Origin of the sequence: Enterococcus sp. DIV0800, from assembly GCF_050559735.1 — a bacterium.
Taxonomy (GTDB): Bacteria; Bacillota; Bacilli; order Lactobacillales; family Enterococcaceae; genus Enterococcus_A; species Enterococcus_A devriesei.
The window spans coordinates 232,383-256,124 of record NZ_CP187898.1; the positions used below are offsets into that span (position 1 = coordinate 232,383).

General features: G+C 39.2%; 21 protein-coding genes and 1 other annotated feature. Of the genes, 15 read left to right on the top strand and 6 right to left on the bottom strand.

Annotation, left to right across the window (positions count from 1 at the left end):
* The first annotated feature begins 111 nt into the window (after positions 1-111).
* Positions 112-240, top strand: a sequence feature (ribosomal protein L20 leader region).
* Positions 241-267: 27 nt separating this feature from the next.
* The 4 genes from infC to IGI54_RS01150 all read left to right on the top strand — a co-directional run bounded on the left by infC (position 268) and on the right by IGI54_RS01150 (position 1,772).
* Entirely contained in the window at positions 268-792 is a 525-nt protein-coding gene (gene infC, locus IGI54_RS01135; RefSeq protein ID WP_071861642.1) for a translation initiation factor IF-3, read from the top strand.
* 72 nt (positions 793-864) lie between these two features.
* A complete protein-coding gene (gene rpmI, locus IGI54_RS01140; protein ID WP_010742869.1) occupies positions 865-1,065 on the top strand; it encodes a 50S ribosomal protein L35 in 201 nt (66 codons plus the stop codon).
* Between the two features lie 61 nt (positions 1,066-1,126).
* Complete coding sequence (gene rplT / locus IGI54_RS01145; protein WP_071861641.1) at positions 1,127-1,486, top strand: 50S ribosomal protein L20; 360 nt, start codon at positions 1,127-1,129, stop codon at positions 1,484-1,486.
* 157 nt (positions 1,487-1,643) lie between these two features.
* On the top strand, positions 1,644-1,772 hold the full coding sequence (locus IGI54_RS01150; protein WP_143141772.1) for a hypothetical protein: 129 nt from the start codon (positions 1,644-1,646) through the stop codon (positions 1,770-1,772).
* Between the two features lie 69 nt (positions 1,773-1,841).
* Here the strand turns inward: IGI54_RS01150 and IGI54_RS01155 are convergent, their stop codons facing one another.
* Complete coding sequence (locus tag IGI54_RS01155) at positions 1,842-2,279, bottom strand: MarR family winged helix-turn-helix transcriptional regulator (RefSeq protein ID WP_430620898.1); 438 nt, start codon at positions 2,277-2,279, stop codon at positions 1,842-1,844.
* An 83-nt stretch (positions 2,280-2,362) separates the two neighbouring features.
* Positions 2,363-3,136, bottom strand: a complete 774-nt coding sequence (locus IGI54_RS01160) for an SDR family NAD(P)-dependent oxidoreductase (protein ID WP_313630744.1) — start codon at positions 3,134-3,136, stop codon at positions 2,363-2,365.
* A 115-nt stretch (positions 3,137-3,251) separates the two neighbouring features.
* Between IGI54_RS01160 and IGI54_RS01165 the strand changes: the two genes are divergently transcribed.
* Positions 3,252-4,097 carry an SDR family oxidoreductase gene (locus IGI54_RS01165; RefSeq protein ID WP_430620899.1) on the top strand — a complete coding sequence of 282 codons (846 nt, stop codon included), beginning with the start codon at positions 3,252-3,254 and terminating at the stop codon, positions 4,095-4,097.
* Positions 4,098-4,360: 263 nt separating this feature from the next.
* Positions 4,361-6,916 carry an HAD-IC family P-type ATPase gene (locus IGI54_RS01170; protein ID WP_430620900.1) on the top strand — a complete coding sequence of 852 codons (2,556 nt, stop codon included), beginning with the start codon at positions 4,361-4,363 and terminating at the stop codon, positions 6,914-6,916.
* 17 nt (positions 6,917-6,933) lie between these two features.
* On the opposite strand, the gene IGI54_RS01175 is transcribed toward IGI54_RS01170, so the two are convergent.
* Positions 6,934-8,382, bottom strand: a complete 1,449-nt coding sequence (locus tag IGI54_RS01175; RefSeq protein WP_430620901.1) for a helix-turn-helix domain-containing protein — start codon at positions 8,380-8,382, stop codon at positions 6,934-6,936.
* A 190-nt stretch (positions 8,383-8,572) separates the two neighbouring features.
* Between IGI54_RS01175 and IGI54_RS01180 the strand changes: the two genes are divergently transcribed.
* From IGI54_RS01180 to IGI54_RS01195, 4 genes are all read left to right on the top strand, one after another.
* The gene (locus IGI54_RS01180) at positions 8,573-9,499 is read left to right on the top strand and encodes an aldo/keto reductase (RefSeq protein WP_430620902.1); all 927 of its coding nucleotides are present in this window, start codon (positions 8,573-8,575) and stop codon (positions 9,497-9,499) included.
* 730 nt (positions 9,500-10,229) lie between these two features.
* Complete coding sequence (locus IGI54_RS01185; RefSeq protein ID WP_071861634.1) at positions 10,230-11,423, top strand: glycine C-acetyltransferase; 1,194 nt, start codon at positions 10,230-10,232, stop codon at positions 11,421-11,423.
* 49 nt (positions 11,424-11,472) lie between these two features.
* Positions 11,473-12,474 carry an NAD-dependent epimerase/dehydratase family protein gene (locus tag IGI54_RS01190; protein ID WP_071861633.1) on the top strand — a complete coding sequence of 334 codons (1,002 nt, stop codon included), beginning with the start codon at positions 11,473-11,475 and terminating at the stop codon, positions 12,472-12,474.
* A gap of 248 nt (positions 12,475-12,722) precedes the next feature.
* Complete coding sequence (locus IGI54_RS01195) at positions 12,723-14,072, top strand: APC family permease (RefSeq protein WP_430620903.1); 1,350 nt, start codon at positions 12,723-12,725, stop codon at positions 14,070-14,072.
* Between the two features lie 56 nt (positions 14,073-14,128).
* Here IGI54_RS01195 and IGI54_RS01200 read toward each other — a convergent pair whose 3' ends face one another.
* Positions 14,129-14,902 (bottom strand): AraC family transcriptional regulator, encoded by a 774-nt coding sequence (locus IGI54_RS01200; protein ID WP_430620904.1) that lies wholly within the window; start codon positions 14,900-14,902, stop codon positions 14,129-14,131.
* A gap of 107 nt (positions 14,903-15,009) precedes the next feature.
* Between IGI54_RS01200 and IGI54_RS01205 the strand changes: the two genes are divergently transcribed.
* Together IGI54_RS01205 and IGI54_RS01210 are read left to right on the top strand one after the other, a co-directional pair.
* Positions 15,010-17,229 (top strand): FAD-dependent oxidoreductase, encoded by a 2,220-nt coding sequence (locus IGI54_RS01205; RefSeq protein WP_430620905.1) that lies wholly within the window; start codon positions 15,010-15,012, stop codon positions 17,227-17,229.
* A 10-nt stretch (positions 17,230-17,239) separates the two neighbouring features.
* Positions 17,240-18,538, top strand: a complete 1,299-nt coding sequence (locus IGI54_RS01210; protein ID WP_216429716.1) for an MFS transporter — start codon at positions 17,240-17,242, stop codon at positions 18,536-18,538.
* A gap of 99 nt (positions 18,539-18,637) precedes the next feature.
* On the opposite strand, the gene IGI54_RS01215 is transcribed toward IGI54_RS01210, so the two are convergent.
* Positions 18,638-19,072: an acyl-CoA thioesterase gene (locus tag IGI54_RS01215; RefSeq protein WP_430620906.1), complete on the bottom strand. Its 435-nt coding sequence runs from the start codon at positions 19,070-19,072 to the stop codon at positions 18,638-18,640.
* A gap of 2 nt (positions 19,073-19,074) precedes the next feature.
* On the bottom strand, positions 19,075-19,914 hold the full coding sequence (locus IGI54_RS01220; protein ID WP_430620907.1) for an NAD(P)H-hydrate dehydratase: 840 nt from the start codon (positions 19,912-19,914) through the stop codon (positions 19,075-19,077).
* 345 nt (positions 19,915-20,259) lie between these two features.
* Between IGI54_RS01220 and pepV the strand changes: the two genes are divergently transcribed.
* From pepV to IGI54_RS01235, 3 genes are all read left to right on the top strand, one after another.
* Positions 20,260-21,672, top strand: coding sequence for a dipeptidase PepV (gene pepV, locus IGI54_RS01225; RefSeq protein WP_071861626.1), 1,413 nt, complete (start codon positions 20,260-20,262; stop codon positions 21,670-21,672).
* Between the two features lie 158 nt (positions 21,673-21,830).
* Positions 21,831-22,751: a nucleoside hydrolase gene (locus IGI54_RS01230; protein ID WP_430620908.1), complete on the top strand. Its 921-nt coding sequence runs from the start codon at positions 21,831-21,833 to the stop codon at positions 22,749-22,751.
* Positions 22,752-22,837: 86 nt separating this feature from the next.
* Complete coding sequence (locus IGI54_RS01235) at positions 22,838-23,731, top strand: SDR family oxidoreductase (RefSeq protein ID WP_430620909.1); 894 nt, start codon at positions 22,838-22,840, stop codon at positions 23,729-23,731.
* Positions 23,732-23,742 lie beyond the last annotated feature (11 nt).

Consider the following 23,742-nt stretch of genomic DNA (forward strand, 5'->3'; position numbering starts at 1 on the left):
ACTTAACACAAAAATGAAAGGAAACTCAACTAATGTTTTCTGAAAACAGAGAAGAAAAGAAATAAACCTGTTGACAATTGCTGAAATAATTTGTATACTATACAAGTTGAGAAATGAAAGCAGAAGCACCCGCTTCTCGCCTTATGCGAATATCTCGCTGGGCTAGATAGTTAATGACTGATCGTTTTGATGAGTCGAACTAGGTGCGGGTTCATAAAGAACTCGTTTTTTTATTTGCTTTTTTTCTCTCAAAAATTTTGGAGGTGAATGACCATAGCAAAGGATATGATGGTTAACGACGGCATTCGTGCACGTGAAGTACGTTTGATCGGACAAGACGGCGAACAACTAGGTGTTATTTCGAAAGTAGAAGCCTTAAAGATTGCTGAACAAGCAAACCTTGATGTAGTTCTAGTAGCTCCAGGTGCAAAACCACCCGTGGCACGTATTATGGACTATGGAAAATACCGCTTCGAATTACAGAAAAAAGAACGTGAAGCTCGCAAGAAGCAAAAAGTGATCAATATTAAAGAAGTTCGTTTAAGTCCTACAATTGACGTGAATGACTTTAATACTAAACTTCGTAACGCACGTAAATTCCTAGAAAAAGGTGACAAAGTGAAAGCTTCGATCCGCTTCAAGGGCCGTGCCATTACCCATAAAGAAATTGGTCAGAAAGTTTTGAATCGCTTAGCTGAAGAAACTGATGATATCGCAACAGTGGAACAAAAAGCGAAGATGGACGGACGTAGCATGTTCTTAGTGCTTGCACCGAAAGAGAAGAAAGACTAGCAATAATTTTGAGAATGCTTCTTCGACTTAGTTGAAGAGTAGGCGAAATGAAAAGTAGGAGGAATTTTAGTCATGCCAAAACAAAAAACACACCGCGGTTTAGCAAAACGCGTAAAACGCACTGGTAACGGCGGTTTAAAACGTTTCCGCGCGTTCACAAGTCACCGTTTCCACGGGAAAACTAAAAAACAACGTCGTCAACTACGTAAAGCGTCTATGGTATCAAAAGGCGATTACAAACGTATCCGCCAACAATTGGCACGCATGAAATAATTGCGCAACCCGCTTTACAACTTAAAAAATTCAATGATTTATTTATTAGGAGGAATTAAACATGGCACGTGTTAAAGGTGGAACAGTAACTCGTAAACGTCGTAAAAAGACATTAAAACTAGCTAAAGGTTACTACGGTTCTAAACACACTCTATTTAAAACAGCTAAAGAACAAGTAATGAATTCATACAACTACGCATATCGCGATCGTCGTCAAAAGAAACGCGACTTCCGTAAATTGTGGATCGCTCGTATCAACGCAGCGGCTCGCATGAACAACTTGAGCTACTCAAAATTAATGCACGGTCTTAAACTTGCCGGTATCGAAATCAACCGCAAAATGTTAGCTGATTTAGCAGTTAACGATGCAGCTGCTTTCACAGCACTAGCTGACCAAGCGAAAGATTCATTAAACAAATAATGAATAGTCAACCCCGCTCACATGAGCGGGGTTTTTCTTTTAAAAAATTTTGATTTAAAGCAGGGCTAAGCATATTAGGAGATACATCGCAGCACTTGTGCTAAGGTAAATACATAGAGAATTGTCAAAAGTCAAAAAATTTTAGGAGGAAATAGAGATGAAAACAGTATTTAAGTTTATGGTGGCTAGTACATTGATCGTCGGTGGTGTTTTAGTGGCAGGTACAGTTTTTTCAGCTAAGAAGATTGATAAATACGGTGATGATCTACAAAACTTTTTGCATTAATTTAATGGTAAATAACTAAACCTGATAAATAAAATGCTCCCTGTCAACAAATGACAGGGAGCATTTTATTTAATGATCAGTTTTAATTTCGGAATAGTCTTTTAAAGCGGTTGAAGTCTTTGTCAAAAGTTGGTCGAATTGAGCAGCATCTTTTTCAAATAGGTGCTGATTTAAAGCATCAACTTCCAGCTTGATCCCTTGAGCTGTTTCGGTGCCTAAAGGTGTCAGCTGCAATAATTGACTGCGCTTGTCTTTTGCAGGCAGTTTTTCGATATAGCCTTTTTCAACCAATGAATTGATCGCCCGCGTGATCGTGCTTTGGTTCACCTTAATCAGCGCATTAAAATCACTTTGAGTGATACCAGGGTTGTCTAATAGTTTGAGCAAATAAAAATAATTATTCGCGTTGATGGCTGGAAACTGTAACTGTTGATTTAATAGATTCGTTATTTCTTGATTCAACAATGCGATTCGCTGAACCCAGCCCGTTTCCTTAATGGTATGCATGTTTTTGCCTCGCCTTCATTCTCTCTATAAATGAAGATAGCGAAAAAAAGGAACAGAAGCAAGAGCTTCTGTCCATTTTATATTTAGGATTCTAAAAAGGTTGGATTTTCTTTAAACATATTCCATGTATTTTGCGTAGTTTGGTCGTTGACTTCTTTAGTGGCGTTGAACTGTTCATTCGAAGTACCAAAAGTAATGTTAAATTGGTCTGATTGAATTTGTTTAATCACGGCTGGAATGAAATCATCCAAGGACACGCCGTAAGTATGCTCACCAGAACCTCCAAGGTTTGTGTTGACTGCTGGTGGGAAGACTTCAAAGACTTTCACATTGGTATCTTGTAACTGCAGACGCAATACTTGAGAATAGCCGTGAAGCCCTGTTTTGCCGGCTGTATAAAACGGAACCCAAGCGCCTGGATTGATAACGAGGCCAGAAGAAACATTAATGATCGCAGCTTCTTTTTTATTTAATAATTGATCCAGTGTCAATAGGGACAAATGAAGCGGTGCTTCAAAATTGATCGCTAATTCTTGGTGATAGAAGCTCCAATCTTTTTTATCGCTGTTTTGTAAGTTGATCCAGCGTTGGATACCGGCATTATTGACTAAGACATCGTAATCAGGAAAAACTTTTTCTAAATCTTTCACAAGGGTTTCTCGTTCTTGTGGATTACTTAAATCAGCCTTTAAGGCTTTTAGTTTTGGTTCAGCTGCCAGCGCTTTTTCAATATTCTCTGCGCTGAAATCAACGACCAGCACTTCGTTTCCTAAAGCTAAGAGTGCTTGTGCTAATTGAAATCCGATCCCGGTTGTTCCACCAGTAATGATAATATGTTTGTTTGTAAGTTCCATCATGATACCCCTTTCTTAATGGCTAAATAATAGCACTAAGTGATGGATAAGTAAATGCATTTGCATCTTTATTGTGATAAGTGTTACAATTAATTTAATAAAGAAGGAGGGAAAGGAAATGATTTTAGTTACATCGGCAGCGGGTAATACCGGAAGAGTGATCGTCAAGCAATTAGTTGAAGCTGGATTAGATATTTTGGCTACAGATATCAATCCTAAAGTGAAAGATCTACCTGGAATTAAAGAAGCGATGGTTGGGGATTTGACCCAATTGAATTTCATTGATGAATTAATGCAGAAGGCCGATCAAGTTGTCTACATTCCACCATTGTTTTCAGCCGAAGAGGCGTTGATTGGAAAACGAATGGCAGATAAGGCAGTAGAACATGACGTGGCTCATTTTGTTTTTGTTTCAGTAATTCACCCGATTTTGACCACTTTATTGCAGCATACGGCTAAGCGAGATGTCGAAGAATACTTGATCTACAAAGGAATGTCTTCTGAATTTTCTTATACGATCTTACAGCCAATGCATTACATGCACAATTTCAATCCGCAAGCAGTGGCAGAGAGCGGCGCCTACAGTATTTTTTATAATGTTGATACGAAGGTTGGCTATGTGGCGACGGAGGATGTTGCTGAAGTGATCGCAAGCGTACTGGCTGATCCGAAAAAACATAACAAAGCTACCTATGAATTAGTTGGAACACAACCTTATTCACCGAATGATTTAGTAAGCATCTTCAATCAGCTAACCGGAAACAAAGCTACAGCTACCTATATGGAGGTTGAAGCCTTCTTAGATATGATTCATGCTGAGGATCTTTATTTCCGCGAAGGCTTCAAACAATTGGCTTATTCTTATTCGACTTGGGGCTTAGATGGCAATAGTAATGTGTTGGCCTTATTATTAGGGCATCAACCAACGTCTTTCGAAGAATATGTGAAGGCTCATTTAGCTTAAACTTAATAGACAAAGGTTAAAGAGTAGAGAAATCTACTCTTTTTTCTTTGAAAAAATCGATTGTTCAGGTTAGTAAAAACTACTGACACCTTATTTCGGAAAACGTTACCAAGTGTTTGCTGCCGCGATGAAGCTGTTTTTGAAGTTTAAAGTACAGTTTTCTTTTACTCAATTATTTCAGGTTGGACTGAAATTATCGACCTTAGAAAAACTTATTTCTCCGTATACTAAGGGTATCAAGTAAATGATATGGAGGAATAATTATGAAATGGTATAAACTTTCGAGTACAGAAATGCTAAAGAAGACCGCAGCACAAAAGCAAGGTCTAAATAAACAAGAGCGTGAATCAAGATTGATGAAAAATGGACCAAATAAGATAGAAGAAAAAAAGCAATTAAAGACTTGGCAGAAAATCGCTAAACATTTTACGGACTTATTGATGGTAGTTCTGATCGTTGCGGCGCTTTTAAAATTTGCAACAGGAGAATTTGTTGAAGGCGGCATTATTTTCTTAGTTGTCATCGTGAACGGTTTTGTCGGTTATTGGCAAGAACGAAAGGCAGAAGAATCATTAGATGGACTGAAACAAATGATGGGACAAGAGGCGACTGTTCTGAATGAAGGACAGCCAATCAAAATCGCTTCAGAAGAATTAGTCCAAGGAGATGTCGTAGTATTAAAGGCTGGGGATGTCGTTCCCGCAGACTTAAGAATGATTGAAGTCCATGACTTAAGCATCGAAGAATCTATCCTAACTGGAGAGTCAGAAGCAGTTGAAAAAAGTATTGCTGCTATTGACCGGGATGTGCTTGCCGGTGATCAATTGAATATGGCTTTTTCAGGAACGCTGGTTCAGACAGGATCGGCTAAAGGGATCGTGGTCGAAACGGGAAATGATACTGAGATCGGTAAAATCAATCAGGCCTTACAATCAATCCAATCGCAAACGACCCCGCTAGTTAAAAAGATGCATCAATTGAACAAACAGATTTTTAGAGGGATTTTAGCACTGATCGTGTTCTTACTATTCTTTACTACCTTTAGATACGGTATGGATTGGAACTTGATGTTCTCTGCCAGTATTGCGCTGATTGTAGCGATGATCCCAGAAGGGTTGCCAGCCGTTTTAACGATGATCCTTTCGATGGGTGTGAAAGAAATGGCGAAGGAAAATGCGATCATTAAAGGAATGCCAGCAGTGGAAACATTAGGTTCGATGACGGTTATCTGCTCGGATAAAACAGGAACGTTAACGAAAAATGAAATGACTGTAACCGAAGTTGTGACGGAAGAAGCGCCGATCGTAAAAGAAATTATGAATAATTGTCAGGAATTAAAAACCCAAGATGACCAAGCGATTGAAACAATCCAAGGAAATCCGACTGAGTTGGCACTCTTAAAATACATAGCTGAGGAAAAACAAATCCTAAAACAAGTTTTAGGTAAAATTCCTTTTAGTTCTTCTTATAAATATATGGCGACGATGCATCCCGCTGATCATGAGCAAGTGATTTTTGTTAAAGGTGCACCTGAAGTATTGTTGGAAAAAGCTGACTTGACGACGGAAGAAAAAGCCAACTGGGAGAATCAAGGCGAGCAGTTAGCCAGCAAAGGCCAACGGGTACTAGGCTTTGCCTATAAAAAAGTGAGCCCGCAAGAAGCATTGACGCATGAATCATTATCAGAACTAACCTTCGCTGGTTTGGCGGGAATCATTGATCCACCAAAAGAAAGTGCCATTCAAGCCGTTGAAAAGGCACAGCAGGCAGGAATCTCTGTAAAAATGATTACAGGTGATCATAAAGCGACGGCACAAGCGATCAGTAAACAAATTGGCTTAAAGCACACCTCAAAAATTTTAGAAGGAGCGGATCTTGATCGCCTTTCAGATGAAGAGTTGGCACAGCAAGTTGAGCAGGTAGACGTCTTTGCTCGGACAACACCAGAGCATAAGTTACGGATCGTGACCGCCCTGCAAAAGAAGGAAGAAGTTGTCGGAATGACTGGCGATGGAGTCAATGATGCTCCTGCACTAAAACAGGCAGATATTGGGATTGCGATGGGGATCAAAGGTAGCGAAGTCAGTAAACAAGCCGCAGACATGGTCTTGGCTGACGATAATTTCTATACGATTATCAAGGCAGTCAAAGAGGGTCGGCGAATTTTTGACAACTTGCAGAAAACAATCAATTTCTTTTTACCAACAGCCTTGGCGCAAGGCTTGATCGTTATTCTTGCCTTATTAATGAATCGCCCACTGCCATTAACCCCCATTCAAATTTTATGGGTCAACATGGTCACCACGATTACTTTATCGTATGCGTTAGGTTTTGAAGGGGCTAGTAAAGATACGATGAATCGCCCGCCAAGAGATACAAAGATGGGGATTTTGACAGGCTACAGCTTCTTCAGGATTATCTATGTATCCTTACTGATCATGGTCCCTGCCTACTTGTTATCGATGCGTTTTGAAGGGGCAGCTTTGCAGCAGACCATCCTACTACAAAATATTGTGATCGGCCAAGCGGTCTACATGATCAACTGTCGTGAAAGGCTTGATCGTTCAATCAATCGTGGTATGTTGAAGAATAAAGTACTATTTATTTCACTAGGTATTCTTATTTCACTACAAGCCGCCGTCGTTTTCTTACCTATCGGTCAACAGTTGATAGGAACGACAGCACTAAGCTTAGGACAACAAACAGTGATACTTGGAAATGCGTTACTACTATTCTTTGTAGTAGAACTAGAGAAGCGAATCAGTAAAGGAATCTTCCAAAGAAAAGCCAAAACGGTCAGCCGCTACAATAATTCATAGCCGTCTAACCGTTTCGTTTAGAAATAAGAACTAGAGGTGAGCTCAATCAACTGACTGAGCTCATTTTTTGTTGGCGTAGTTGATAAATAGAAAACCGGAATTGCTATCGAGTCCAACGGGATGTTTGACACCAGCAAAGTCCCTTCTGCAATCTCAGCAGTAGATAATTGAGAAATTTCGATGGGAACAAGTTTGACTCGTTTACCTAGAAAATCAGTCAGCTCTTGAAAAAGGAAACTTTTCCAAGCGGGTTCGCTTTGAAAAATAAAATAAACGATCTTAGTATCCGAGTGAATGGATGAAATGGCTTGGCGGCTCAAAAGCAGAAAAAGATTCACGAAATAAGTGGTGTCTTCAATCGTAGAAAATTGTGGAAGCCCCTCAAAAAGTTTCCTTCCGTTATCATTTAGACTTGGATAGCCTTCGTTATGCTGGATCAACAATTCCTGATATTCTAATTGAAATTGCTGCGATAATGCTGGTGATTCGGCATACTTTAATAGAAGCAGCAGTAAATTTTCAGTTAGGTTAGTCGTTAGCAGTTGAGGCAGCTGCAGTTCATTTGCAATTTCCTGAACCGTTCGTTGGGCTTGTTCCAATAAAAAGAGATAATCATTAGTAAGGATTTTAGCAACCTGAGACCCTAAGTGATTATCGTAATTCCAACTTTCTAAAAAGCAGAAAAAAGCAAAAAAGATATCCGAGCCTTGCAAATAAATGCCTTCTTTTTTATAGAGCTGCTGCAAAAGCGGCGCGTATAGCTTAAACAAGGAATCATTGAAATCGTAGCTGAAGTCATCAATCCGGCAGCCTGCCTTGATTCGAATGCTGTTAATAAAGAACCAGCAAATACCAAAAATCTGTTCTGTATCGACTGCCGTGTCACCAGCGAGTTCCCTAGTTAGAAAATATAAATAATGCTCCTCATGAATCGAATAATCCTCAAAGAAATAATTGTTATGGGTGAAGGGGAGCAGCAGGCGATGATAGAAAATTCGAATGGCACTTTCAGCACCAGTTAAACTTGCTTGATGGGTGGTTAATTTGATTTTTATCTGATAAGGAGCTAATTGTTGATTGATTTTATTTTTATGGCGTTTCAGCGTTTCGTATGAGATTCCTGTTTCAGCGAGAAACTCAGAGACCTTCAGCTCTTTAGTAAAGAACAGCTGTTTAATTAATTGTAAACTTACTGAATGAGGTAAAAACACTTCCCAAATATCATTGGTTAGCGAATTCCCATCAGTGACTAAACGAATCCCGCTACTATCTGTATCTAATTCCCAATTTTCTGGCAGATAATCGCGGATGAGCTGAAGATCAGAAAAAATGGTCCGCTGGGTCGTTCCAGTTTTTTCTGCCAATTCTTTCGCGGTTAGCTGGGAGTGATTAAGCAACTGCTCTAATAGTAAAATTTGACGGTAAATATCTTTTTCTGTAATGATTTTTTTTAGCATCGAATACATCAAGGAACCCTCCCTTATAAAAACTAGCATACGGAGAAAGTCAAAGAGGGTCAAGCCGGAGCTGTTTGATACTGACAGGAATAAGTGGAGGGTCGACAATTAATTGTCCCATCTTTTTCACTAGCAATTTGTTCAAAATAGTCTATACTTTTAGAGGTAAGTAAAAGTTTCTTCAGAGAGGATGAACCCTATGTTACAACGTAAAATCGGCAACAGCTATTGGGAAACTTCAGCAATCGCTTTAGGCAACATGCGAATGGCAGCGCTAACTTCAACCGAGGCGGCGGAAGTTTTAGATACAGCTTTAGAAAATGAAATCAATTTTATTGATTCAGCAGATATGTATGGTAATGGGAAATCAGAATTGATTTTTGGCGAAGCAGTAAAGGAAGCAAAAATCTCGCGAGATAAATTTTTCATTCAATCAAAAGGTGGTATCGTCACCGGTGATGAGAAGCGCTATGACTTTTCAAAGCAATATTTATTAGATTCAGTAGACGGTATTTTGAAACGGATGGGGATCGAGTATTTAGATAGTTATTTGTTGCACCGTCCAGATCCATTGATGGAACCTGAAGAAATCGCGGAAGCTTTCGATATTTTACAAGCCAATGGCAAAGTCCGCCACTTCGGTGTATCCAACTTCAATCCAGAACAATTCCAAATGTTGCAAGCCGTTGTAGATCAAAAACTAATGATCAACCAATTGCAATTCTCTATCATGCATACAGGGATGATAGACTATGGAATGCATACCAACATGACGGATACACGCTCTTTCGATCATGATGGCGGCATCTTGGAGTTTGCTCGCCGCAATGATGTGACGATCCAAGCGTGGTCACCATTCCAATATGGTTTCTTTGAAGGAGTCTTTGTTGATAACGACAAATTCCCAGAATTAAATGAGCTATTGGCGAAATTAGCCAAGAAATATGATACGAATAAAAATGCGATCGCGGTGTCCTGGATCTTACGGCACCCAGCGAACATGCAAGTGATCCTGGGTACGATGAATCCTAAGCGTATTAAAGAAAGTGCGGCTGGCGGAGCGATTACGTTAACGAAGCAAGAATGGTATGACGTATATTTTGCAGCGGGAAATGATTTGCCATAAGAATGACTAAACGAGATGCGGAGTCTAGCATCTCGTTTCTATTTGTTTAAGGAAATATCTATCGATGAGCGGTCCATCATGTGGCGGCTCTTTTTTGCGCGCTAATAAAAAACAGATGAAAAAGTTGGTGGTTTAATGTCAACACTTCAAAATTTGGCTTAGAAAATAAAAAAGATTTCCTTTTGAACGCCTTTTTTTGTGTAAAAAACCGTCGTTTTTCACAAATAAATGGCTAAAAAAGCTAAAATCTCAATTTAAATGAAAACGTTTCCCTTTTTTATTTGAATTGTATTAGAAAAAATTCGTGATAGAAAAAAATGTTTTTTATTCAAATTAACTGATAGTCAAAATTTCTTTGTGAGCAAACTAGCTTCAAATATTTCCGTTAAAAAAGTATTGAATAAGTATTTTTTTAGGATTAATCAATAAATTTGCGTTTTATTGTGAAAGATCATTCATTTAAAAGCTTTCTCCATTTAAGTAATATTTTTTTGGATGTTATGTTAAAAAGGGGCCAAGACCAATTATTAAATAAAATCTATTAGAATTGGTTTGAGTTTTATGATAATTCAAAGAATTGTCTGTTCACAAACTTGTAAACGTTATCAATCGTCGATAAACTAAGAGTGTAAATTACGAAAGCGCAAACATTAAAATAAGCTGTTCGCTTTTTTCGCTAATAAAAATAACAACTTAAATTGCGCAATAATCAGTATGGAGGAGAATTGTTATGAGTTCAAAAGTTCTTGACCAATTTCTAGAAACGAATTTGGAAGATTTAAAGGAAAAAGGATTGTTTAACACAATCGATGTTTTAGAAGGAAGCAATGGACCAATCATTACTGTGAATGGTAAAAAAATGGTCAACTTAGCCTCTAATAACTATCTAGGATTCGCTACTCGTCCAGAATTGATCGAAGCAGACGTTGAAGCAACGAAACATTATGGTGCTGGAGCCGGAGCTGTTCGGACAATCAACGGAACTTTAGACATTCACCAAAAATTAGAAGAAAAAATTGCTGAGTTCAAAGGGACGGAAGCAGCGATTGCTTTCCAATCAGGGTTCAACTGTAACATGGGCGCAATTTCAGCAGTGATGAAAAAAGGCGATGCGATCCTTTCAGATGAATTGAATCATGCCTCAATCATTGATGGCTGTCGTTTATCCGGCGCAAAAATCATCCGCGTCAATCACCAAGATATGGAAGATTTAGAAGCGAAAGCCAAAGCAGCAACTGAAAGCGGCGAATACAACAAAGTAATGTATATCACTGACGGCGTCTTCTCAATGGACGGCGACGTGGCTAAGATTCCTGAAATCGTAGAAATTTGTGAAAAATACAATGTGATCACTTATGTAGACGACGCTCACGGAACGGGTGTTATGGGTGAAGGTCGCGGAACAGTGAAACACTTCCACATGCAAGATCATATTGATTTCCAAATGGGTACGTTATCGAAAGGGATCGGTGTTGTTGGCGGATATGTCGCTGGGACAAAACAGCTAATCACTTGGTTAAAATCTCAAGCACGTCCATTCTTATTCTCAACTTCTTTAACTCCAGGAGCTGCGGGTGCTTGTATCGAAGCGATTGATTTGATTCAAAACCATCCTGAATATGTTGAAACACTTTGGGAAAATGCGAATTACTTCAAATCAGAATTAAAACGGATTGGTTATGACATTGGTAAATCAGAAACACCAATCACACCAGTTATTGTTGGTGATGAAAAATTAGCGCAAGAATTCTCTAAGAAATTAATTGAAAACGGCGTCTATGTAAAACCAATCGTGTTCCCAACTGTACCTTTAGGAACTGGCCGTGTACGGAACATGCCGAATGCCGGTCATACAAAAGAAATGTTAGATGATGCAATCAAAGTTTACGAAAAAGTCGGTAAAGAATTAGATATCATCAAATAAAACTGATCATCAAAACCAAAATAGGATAATGAGAGAGGAAGTCACAGTCATGAAAAAAGTATTAATCACAGGTGCGTTAGGACAAATCGGATCAGAATTAACGGAAAGATTACGTAAAGACTTAGGTGTTAAAAATGTTATCTCAACAGACATTCGTACGGTTGAAGGTAGTCCAGTCGTTGAAAATGGTCAATTTGAAGAATTAGACGTAACAAACTACGAAAACTTTTTAGATATGGCAAAACGTTATGAAGTAGATACCATTATTCACTTAGCAGCATTACTTTCAGCTACAGCCGAAAAACGTCCAGCGTTTGCTTGGAACTTGAATATGACTGGTTTGATGAATGCCTTAGAAGTGGCTCGTGAAATCGGACCAGAAACAAAATTCTTCGCACCATCTTCAATTGCGGCCTATGGACCAGATGCTGAACCAGATAATACACCACAAGATACCGTGATGCATCCAACAACAATGTATGGTGTCACGAAAGTAGCCGGTGAATTATTGGAAAACTACTACCATGAAAAATATGGTGTTGATACTCGTTCCGTTCGTTTCCCTGGTTTAATCTCATATAAAGTAGAACCTGGTGGCGGTACAACAGACTATGCAGTTGATATTTATTACGAAGCATTGAAAAACAAATCTTACACATCATTCATTGATAAAGGAACTTATATGGATATGATGTATATGGATGATGCAATCGAAGGAATCGTAAAATTAATGAACGCGGATGCTAGCCGTTTAGAACATCGTAACTCATTTAATATTACAGCGATGGCGTTTGAACCTGAACAAATCGCCGCTTCAATCAAACGTCGTATTCCAGACTTCGAAATGAAGTATGATGTTGATCCCGTTCGTCAAGGCATTGCCAACTCTTGGCCAAACTCAATCGACGACAGCGACGCTCGCAAAGAGTGGGACTTTAATCCTCATTTTGATTTAGATAAAATGACCGACGAAATGTTAGAAAGATTGTCAGAAAAATTTGAAGCTGAAGGTGTCGAAACAAAAATCTCTTTCGGGAAAGTAAATTCTTAAAATAGTCTGTAATTCTTAACGCAGCATGAGGGGAGAGTAAGAAAAAAGGAAATGTTAAAAATAACGTTTCCCTTTTTCTTTGCTCATGTTAGAATAATCTCCGGACAGAGACTTTACGCCTTGAATAGTTGTTATAGAGCAATTCTTTATTTTATTTAATTTATCAGGTGATAAGGTCTGATGTTCTTAAAAAATCAAGTTAAGAAGTGAGCAAAGTGCCGCTTCACAAACCATAAGGAGGAAAAATTATGGCAGTCGACCAGCAAGATGTCGTTGGTTCACACGAAGGTGAATTAAAACGGACAATGACATTCTTCCCAGCCCTTTCAACAGTAATGGGTACCGTAATCGGAGCGGGAGTATTCTTTAAAGCCGCAAGTGTGGCAGCAGTTACAGGATCAACAAGTTTACATATGTTATCTTGGTTCTTGGGAGGATTAATCAGCGTCTGTGCCGGCTTGACCGGAGCGGAATTAGCCGCAGCAATCCCAGAAACAGGAGGTATGCTACGTTACATCGAACGCGCTTATGGCGAGTTCTGGAGTTTCTTATTAGGTTGGGCGCAGGTAATCATTTATTTCCCAGCAAACGTCGCAGCATTGGCGATCATCTTCTCAACTCAGTTCATTAACTTGTTCGGCATGAGTCAAGGACTGTTAGTGCCAATCGCAATTGTCGCAGCAACTTCAATCATGTTGATCAACTTCCTAGGCTCAAAAGCCGGCGGAATGTTCCAATCATTTACGTTAGTTTGTAAATTAGTACCTTTGGCATTAATCGTCATTTTCGGTCTGTTACGTCAAGGCGATGTAACGGTTAGCTTGTTCCCAGTAGAAGCAGGCCCAGCAGTTGGCGGCTTCGCCCCAGCATTAGGTGCCGGTTTATTAGCAACAATGTTTGCTTATGACGGTTGGATTCACGTCGGTAATATCGCCGGCGAATTGAAAAAACCAGCCCGTGATTTACCTCGTGCGATTGCAGGTGGGATCTTAGGAATCATGGTTGTTTACTTATTAGTTCAATTTGCATTCCTACGTACAATGAATATCTCTGATCTAGCTGGTAATGACAGTGCTGCAATGCAAGTTGCTAACACAATTTTCGGCGGTATGGGTGGTAAATTAGTAACCATCGGTATCTTGATCTCTGTATACGGAACAATCAACGGCTACACCATGACTGGTATGCGTCTGCCTTATACAATGGGTCTTGAAAAACAATTACCATTCTCTGATAAATTAGTTAAGTTAAACAAAAACCAAGTTCCTTATATCGCAGGAATTTTAGAATTAGTGATTGCCATCGGTATGATGATGATCGGTGGATTCGATATGTTGACAGATATGTTGGTCTTCGTTATCTGGATCTTCTACACATTAGTCTTTATCGCAGTTATCAAAATGAGAAAAACAGAACCAGATTTGGTTCGTCCTTACAAAGTACCGCTTTACCCAATCATTCCAATCGTTGCGATCATTGGTGGAGTCTTCATCTTAGTGATGACATTGATCAACCAATTCCAATTAGCGATGGTCGGTATTGCGATTACAGCATTAGGAATTCCATTCTATCTATACTTGAAGAAAAAATATAATTAATTAACTTAAATTATTAAAGGAATGATCTCTGTTTATTGCAGGGATCATTCCTTTTTTTATAGTACATGCTTATTTCGAAAATTATTTGGAGAAATTCCAAAAATTTTTTTGAAATATTTAGATAAATAATAACCGTATTTAAATCCAGTTAACTCTGCAATTTCTTCAATCGGTAAGTTAGTCGAAACAAGCAATTGTTGGACATTTTTTAGGCGAACGTTTAACAAGTATTCTTTAGGTGTGTAACCGGTCTCTTTTTTAAATAACCGTGATAGATACGAAGCGTTAAAAGAATATTTTTTACTTAAATCAGCTATTGAAAGATCTTCTTGATAATGAGTATCAAGATAATAAAGTATTTCAAGAACCCGTGAGTTATGAATCATTGGTTGAGTTAATGATTGAATTGGTTTTCGATAGGGGAAGCTATTAAAAAGTAGAAAGTCTTGAACTAAATGTGTTCGAATAAAAAAGCTATAAGCAGATAAATCGTATACATATTGTCTCAAAATATCTTCATTCAAGACTAAACGTTCCTTTGTTATTTCATGAAGGCCAGATTGTAAATGTAAGTAAGAATGGGGGCCTATTAAGTCTAATCGAAAAAAATGAAAAGAAAGAGGAGTTAATGCCTTTCTTTCAAATACTATATTCGGCGGGCAAATCAGTATACTAGGACTCGATGCAATACCAGAAGTATCCCCAATCCTAAATTGACAATCTCCTTCAATTAGTAAGTAGATGACCCAGAAACTATCTTGATCTTCCGCTAACAAAAACTCCTCTTTTTTTTCCCACCAAATGTGATCAATAATTTTTAACGTTTCCATGATTTCCCTCCAAAAGTCAAAAAAAGCCAAAAACAGGACTGATTAATACATTGTTGAATATATCACAAATATTATAATAAAACTATCAAAGTTAGGAGAGCGGTTACATGAGAGAAATAAAAAAAGAGATTGTAGTAGTGGGTGGAGGACTAGCTGGTATTTGCGCTGCCATTGCTGCAGCACGAGCAGGTAAAAAGGTTTCGTTAGTACAAAATCGCAGCGTATTAGGTGGGAATTCCAGTAGTGAAGTTCGTGTCTGGGTTTGTGGGGCCACTAAACATGGCGTCAATCGTTACGCTAGAGAAACCGGAATTATGGGAGAATTATTTTTAGAAAATCAATTTAGAAATCCTCAAGGGAATGTTTTTCAGTGGGATTTATTATTGCTCGAAAAAGTAAAAAAAGAACAAAATATTGAACTTTATCTAAATACAGAAGTTCTAGACGTGACGATGGAAGAAAATAAAATTGTTGGGGTAGTAGCAAGAACCCAAGGGTCAGAGGAAGTATTTCAGTTTTTAGGTGATTATTTTATAGACTGTACTGGAGATGGAACAGTTGGAGCAAATGCACAAGCAGAATTTCATATAGGGAGAGAAAGCCAAAGTACTTATGGTGAATCTTTAGCTCCCGAACTTTCTGATAATGAGTTGCTGGGGAGTACCCTACTATTTTATACAAAAGATACAGGTGAAAAAACTAAGTTTATTGCTCCCACTTTTGCTAAAAAAATCCAAGATACATCAATAATTAAAAATCGAACATTGAATCCAACTGATAGTGGTTGTGCTTATTGGTGGATTGAATGGGGCGGTGAATTAGACACAATCAAGGATAATGAAAAGATTAGGGATGAGCTGCTCTCTGTAGTATATGGTATCTGGGACTATATTAAGAACTCAGGGGAATATGACGCTGACACATTAGACTTGGAATGGGTAGGGACAATTCCTGGAAAAAGAGAATCACGACGTTTTATTGGTGATTACGTTTTGACTCAACAAGATATTGAGAAACAAACTTTTTTTGAGGATCGGATTGCGTTTGGAGGTTGGTCTATCGACCTTCACCCAGCAACGGGAATGTACACACAAGCCGCGGGTGCTCGTCATGTAGTAGCAGATGGAATTTACCACTTACCTTATCGGATGTTATATTCGAAAAACATTGAGAATTTATATTTTGCTGGACGGAATGTTTCTGCAAGTCATGTAGCTTTCGGAACGATTCGAGTTATGGCCACTTGCGCTATTTTAGGTGAAGCGGCAGGAACCGCTGCTGCAATGGCTCATAATCTGAATTGTACTCCTAGAGAAATTTACCAGCATCATTTAGTGGAGTATCAACAGGAATTGCTGAAAAATGATGGTTCTGTCATTGGTTTAAAAAACGAAGACAAAAATGATTTAGCAAAAGAAGCACAAGTATTCGTCACAAGTGAGTTGGAAGAAATCAATACAGAATCCGAGTGTTTAACGAAACAGTCTTTAGAAAAAGGACAGGGATTTCAATTTTATAAAACGAAAAAGAATAATAAATTGAGTATTCTGTTGGAAGCTACGGGAGCGACCTGCTTAGAAGTAGACTTCTATCTAACTGGTCGTAAGGAAAATTATATTCCTCAAGAAAAGATAACATCAGAAACAATCCAGTTAACAAAAGCAGGTCGTCAATGGCATTCACTTACGTTACCTGAGCTTTCAGAAGAGCAAACTATTTTTATTGTACTAAAAGAAAATGTGAATGTTTTTACTTTTTTGAGTCCAACTGTCATTCCAGGTGTCTTAAGTTTTATAGAAGATCCAATTCAAGAATTGAAGCAACCGGAACTCCATGACTATGCTAGAAAATCTCCGATTCTTTACTGGACGAATCAAAAAATAAATCGGAAAAATGTTGTATTTAAAGTAGAGACCGATGGTTATTCTGGAAATCAGCTTTTAAATGGATATAAACGTCCCTATGGATCACCTAATTTATGGGTCTCTCAATTAAACTCAAAAAAATCAGAGAAAATTACATTGAGTTGGAAAAAACCACAAAAGATTTCAGAGATCATTTTGACATTAAATGATGAGGTTAACGAGGACCTGGTTAATTTACACCATCATCGTACGCCATTTGAGATAATGCCTGAATTAATCAAGGATTACGAGATTTGGGCAATTTCCGGTAACGATCGCAAATTGCTCGTTAAAGTGGCTAATAATCGGGTTCGTCAAAGAAATCATAAAGTGGATTCACAAGTGGTTGATCAAATCGAAGTGCAATTGTTAGAGACGAACGGCAGCAGTTTCAAGTCATTGTTTGAAGTCAGAGTATACTAAGGAGAATAAAATGAACACATTACAAAATGTTGAACAACCTAAAAATAAGTTTAAGATGCGCTATTTAATTCTTGCTTTGGTTTTTGTAAATATTGTTATTAATTATATGGATCGTACGAATGTTTCAATAGCAATGCCTGAATTAGCCAAGGAAATTGGTTTGACAACGGTTCAACAAGGATTGATTTTCTCAGCTTTTGGTTGGATATATGCAGCTATGCAAGTACCTGGTGGAATTTTGTTAGATAAGTTTGGATCACGGATTATGTATTTTATCAGTCTATTTGGTTGGTCTTTAATGACACTCTTTCAAGCCGGAATTCATAATTTTAGCCACTTTTTAGGGTTACGTTTAGGTGTCGGATTTTTCGAATCTCCTGTGATGCCAGCAAATAACCGAGCAATCTCTTATTGGTTTCCTGAAAATGAAAGAGGCACAGCAATTGGTATTTATTCTTCAGCTCAATTTCTAGGCCTAGCTTTTTCAATGCCAATCTTATATGCTATCCATAATTCAATTGGTTGGCGAGGATTGTTTATTGTTACCGGCGCTATTGGGATTATTTGGTCTTTTGTATGGTATATCATTTATTCAGACCCACAAAAAAATAAATGGGTCAGCCAAAGTGAATTGACATATATTAAAGACGGCGGTGCAATCTTTGAAGAAGAAATAACTGATGAAAAACCTAAAGCAAAATTGACGAGAGAAAATTTGAAAAAGTTATTTACTAAAAAACTAATCGGAATTTATCTCGGTCAATTTGCAATAAGTGGAACATTTTGGTTCTTTCTAACGTGGTTTCCTTCTTACTTAACAGAAGAAAAAGGTCTATCTTTGAGTAAAACAGGATTTTTATCAAGTATCCCATATTTAGCAGCCTTTGTAGGAGTAATATTGGCAGGCTATGTATCAGACAAATTAAGTAAAAAGGGCTTCTCAAAAAGTATGTCACGAAAAATTCCTGTTATTACAGGGTTACTATTAACTTTGTTGATCATGGGAGCAAACTATACGTCGAATCCCTATTTGATTATCACCTTTATGTCAATCGCCTTTTTTGGGAATGGACTTGCAACTATCACGTGGGTCTTTGTAACGTTGCTAGCGCCGGATAATTTGTTGGGACTCGCTGGTGGTATCTTTAACCTATGCGGAGCTTTATCTTCAATCGTGATTCCAATTGTTATTGGCTTTTTAGTTGCAAATGGAAACTTCTCGTCTGCATTAGTTTTCATTGCGGGAATTGCATTACTAGGTGCTTGCTCATATATTTTTGTTGTAGGTAATTTAGAAAAGGATAATTAGAGCAGATACACTCTGAGACTTTCGAAAATCTTATTGTTTGTGAATAGAAAAAGAAGGAAAAAGCCTCTGACGGTCTTAATCGTCAGAGGCTCTTCTATATTATAGCGATTCTTTCGTCGATTCGTAATAGTCTAAAAACAATTCATGCAATCGAGGATGTTGTTTTTTTAGATGGACCAAACGATTGGTCTCGGATGACATAAAGCAATGCTGGCTAGTACCAACGGTAGCCAAGGTATCCCCTTTATAAATCCGATATTCGAAATTCATCCGGGTACCGGTGTATTTTGTAACGATCGGTTGGATGACGATCTCATCGCCAAAGCGGATCATTTCTTTGTATTCACTGCTGACGCCTAAGACCGGAATCATGATTCCATCCGCTTCGATTTTTTCAAACGGGTAATCCATAAAGGAAAGCACATCGACACGGGCTTCTTCAAACCAGCGAATATAATTGGCGTGGTGAATGATCCCCATTTTATCTGTTTCATAGTAGAAGGGCTTACGTACGTAGCCGGGATATTTTTTCATGGTTATTTCCTTTCGTCTGTGTATTTTTTCATATAGTGAGGGATAGCGCTGCTGATCGCTGTTGGCAAGACGACATAATTTTCTTTAGCTAACTCGTCGCCAATCAAACTGTGGAGATAAACGGCGGCACCGATCGTGTCCGTATTTTTTTCAAACTGAGCCAAAAAACCGGTGATCATTCCAGCTAAGGTATCTCCCATGCCACCAGTCGCCATCCCAGGATTGCCGAGAGGATTATGATAATAGGCCACCGCCTCATCGTAAATCGTCGTGCGATGACTTTTTAAAACGATTTTAGCCCCTAGAAGGACCTGCTTCGAGCGGTTATTTTCATCGGTTTGATGGATGAAATCGAGTCCACTCAAGCGTTCCCATTCCGCTTGATGAGGTGTGAAGACGGTTTGAGCTGGATAGTTTAAGGATAACTGAGCGTTGCTAAACAGAGTAATCGCGGAGCCGTCGATGATCAGCCATTGATCTTGCCGTTGATTTTTTAAAATTCGTTTTAGCAGGATCAGTGCGTCCTTATCTAGTCCCAAGCCAGGACCAATCAAAATGATATCCGCATTCTTTAGTATTTCATGGATCAAAGCTGTCTCAGAAAAATCTAATGCCATCGCTTCTGGCAAACGTGTGTGCAGAGGGCCATGATTTTTTTCGGCAGTGATTACGGTCGTCAGTCCAGCGCCACTTTTAATGCAGGCTTCCGCACTCATAAGGATTGCGCCACCATATTGCGCGTTGCCGCCGACTAAGACTGCTCGCCCAAAGGTTCCTTTGTGAGAATTTTCAGGTCGTGAGGTAATCACTTGGTGTAAAATTTCTTCTGTTAATTGCGTCATTTTGTCACCCGCTTTCATTAAGTAGATTTTTTTTGACGATTATTTAGTGGCTCAATCGAAAAAATTCATTATGGTTCTCATTATACGTGAAAAAGCCGCGTCTTTCCTAGCATTTATTAAAGAGTTTTCATTTTTATTATAGCCCAGAGAATGCTATCATTATAATGGTTTTAATTAAAGGGTGTCAGTTCAACTTTTCGCAGTTTACGTAAGAAATAAAAAAGTTTCAAAAGTAGAGAGTATCATTTATGTGAATGGATTAGTTGAATGATATACGGCATTCGAATCGAACTAATTTTTCCTTGAAAAATTAGTTCATTAAAACGAATAAGGAGGAATCTTTCAATGACAATCGATTTTAAAAAAGAAGTCGAAGCACGCAAAGACGATCTATTAGCGGATCTATTCACTTTATTACGTATTAAAAGTGAACGTGAAGACGACAAAGCAACCAAAGAAGCACCATTCGGGCCTGGACCGGTGGAAGCATTAGAAAAAATGCTTGAAATCGCAGAACGCGATGGCTTCACAACTAAAAATGTCGACAACTATGCCGGCCATTTTGATTTTGGTGAAGGCGATGAAACATTAGGAATTTTCGGTCACTTAGACGTAGTACCTGCTGGTGACGGTTGGGATTCAGATCCTTACGAACCAGAAATTCGCGACGGAAAATTATACGCTCGCGGTTCAAGCGATGACAAAGGCCCATCTGTAGCAGCTTATTACGCTGTAAAAATTATTAAAGAATTAGGGTTGCCAATCTCTAAAAAAATTCGTTTCGTCTTTGGTACTGATGAAGAAAGCGGATGGGGAGATATGGACTATTACTTCGAACATGAAGAAAAACCTGACTTTGGCTTCTCGCCAGATGCTTACTTCCCAATCATCAACGGTGAAAAAGGGAACGTAACAATGATTCCTCATTTTGACGGAACAAACGGAACAGCCTATGTGTTAGTGAACTTCGAAGCTGGACTTCGTGAAAATATGGTTCCCGGCAATGCGGTAGCAGAAGTTAAAGTTGCAGACAGCGACGCTGCTGAAAAATTAGCGAAAGAATTTGCCGACTATGTAGAAAACAATCCAGTTAGCGGAAAAGCGGAAGTATCAGGCAATACAGTTACTTTACACTTAGATGGTAAAGCTGCCCACGGCGCTAGCCCTCAACTAGGTACCAATGCTGGAACATTCTTAGCAGTCTTCTTAAATAATTATGACTTCGACAAAGGGGCGAAAGCCTTCATCGAAAACAGTGCAAACTATATCCATGAAGATGTTTATGGTAAAAAATTAGGCGTCGCTTTCAACAATGAAAAAATGGGCGAAGTGACAATGAATGCCGGAATCTTCAGCTTCAAAGATGGTCAAGACAATGACAACCATATCACTTTGAACTTCCGTTATCCTAAAGGGACAACAGCTGAAGAAATCAAAGCCAAATTAGATGAACTATTCGGCTCAGATGTGAAAGTCACACAAGGTGGACACCACATGCTGCCTCACTATGTACCAGCAGATGATCCATTGGTTGCTACATTGTTAGATACTTTTGAAGAACACACGGGTATCAAAGGGGAAGAAATGGTCATCGGTGGCGGAACATTCGGTCGTTTACTAGAACGTGGTGTCGCTTACGGCGCTCAATTCCCAGGTTTTGAAGATACGATGCATCAAGCGAACGAATACATGTCAGTAGAAGACATCTTGAATTCTGCAGTGATCTATGCAGATGCGATCTATCGTTTGGTAAAATAAATTCATGAGGTTGAGACAGAAGCTACTTCTGGATCAACGGTTATATGTAAAAAAGAGCTGGGATTACATTAATCTCCCAGCTCTTTTTTGGCTGCTGATTGGCGAAATAAAGCCGGCTATTGTATGATATTTTTGAGAAATAGAAAGTAGGAGAGCCTATGAACAAAAAATCAATCATTATCAGTACCGACCCGGGGATCGATGATGCCGTCGCCCTAGCTTTAGCCCTTTTTAGTGAAGAACTAGAGGTGAAATTGATTTGCCCGACCTTTGGTAATGTCGGTTTAGCTTATACAAAAGCCAACACTGAGAAATTATTGGCCCTTTATCAAAAGAAACCACGCGTTGTTTTGGGTAGTCAAACGCCGTTAGTTCGTGAACGGATTGATGCGAGTGAAATTCATGGAGCGTCAGGCATGGATGGTTATGATTTTCCTGAGCCACGGATTTTTGCGGAGACTACTCAAACAGCGGTGGCGGCGATGCACGAGGTGGTTAGCCAAGCGGCTGAGCAAACGATTTTAGTCGGAATCGGTCCCTTAACGGATATCGCCTTATTCCTGCACTTATATCCACAAGATTTGCCGAAAATCGAGCGGATTGTCGTGATGGGCGGTAGTCTTGGTCGAGGCAATTCCGGCGTTCTATCAGAGTTTAACTTTGCGGCTGATCCAGAAGCGGCGAAGATGGTCTTTGATAGCGGAGTACCGATCCAAGTTGCGCCGTTAGAAGTAGGGGACCAAGCCAAGATCATGCCAGCCACTTCAGAAAAAATCAAAGGATTTGGTGAAATCGGCGAGATGATCTATCGGCTGTTCACTCATTACCGCAGCGGCAGTTTCTCGGAAGGGTTGAGTATGTACGATGCTTTAGCCATTGCGTTGATCGTAAAACCGGAAATTTTTTCGCTAGTTGCTACTAGAGTAGAGATCGAAACGGCCGCCTCATTAACTTACGGTGCTTCCTTAATTGATCTGGAAAATTTCCTGGGGCTACCTGCTAATGCTGAAGTAGCAATCAACGTGGATGCAAACCAATTTGAAGAGTGGTTCATTGATTCTTTGGCAAAAACAGTTTGATATAGCTTCATTTTCAGCTAATAAGCAAAATATTTTTTATCTTTTTGATTATCTATTAAGCTTATAGTAGAAAGTGAGGAGATAAAATGACTGAACCCAACTTAATCGACCCGAGAAAAATGTTTCACGAGCATAAGTTTAAAAAGCAAGATCAAGACACTCCGGCACTACAAGATGAGATGGCACCGAAACCAGATTGTGGTGAGGAAAGCTATGTTGGAAACAAAAAATTAGAAAATCGCCGTGTACTGATCACTGGTGGAGACTCTGGAATCGGCCGCGCAGCTGCTATCGCATATGCGAGAGAAGGCGCGGATGTGGCGATTCAATATTTTCCGGGAGAAGATAAAGACGCCAAAGAAGTCGCAGGATATATCGAAAAAGCGGGCAGAAAAGCCTTGTTATTACCTTATGACTTGCGGGAAGATCAGGCTCCGAAGGAAATGGTAGAAAAAACTGTGGAGGCCTTTGGTGGATTGGATACGTTGGTATTAAATGCTGCTCAGCAAATCTCGCAGCCGTCAATCGAAGAACTGCCGATCAAGCAAGTAGAAGATACCTTCAAGGTCAATATTATTTCAATGTTTGATCTCGTTCAAAAGGCGGTTCCTCATTTACCAGCTGGCAGCAGTATCATCACAACGACTTCTGTACAGGCCTTCAACCCTAGCGACCATTTAATGGATTATGCGACAACTAAGGCCGCTATTGCGAATTTCACAGTCAGCTTAGCTGCACAGCTAGCGAAAAAAGGCATTCGCGTCAACGGTGTGGCACCAGGTCCAATCTGGACACCGCTGCAATTAGATCAAGGACAACCAAAGGATGCACTGCCGGAATTTGGTAAGGATTCATTACTAGAACGCGCGGGACAGCCTGCAGAGCTAGCCCCAGTTTATGTGTTTCTAGCGTCTAATGATGCTAGCTATGTCACCTCGCAAATTTATGGAGTGACCGGCGGCGAACCGATCAATTTATAAGATAAGAAGAA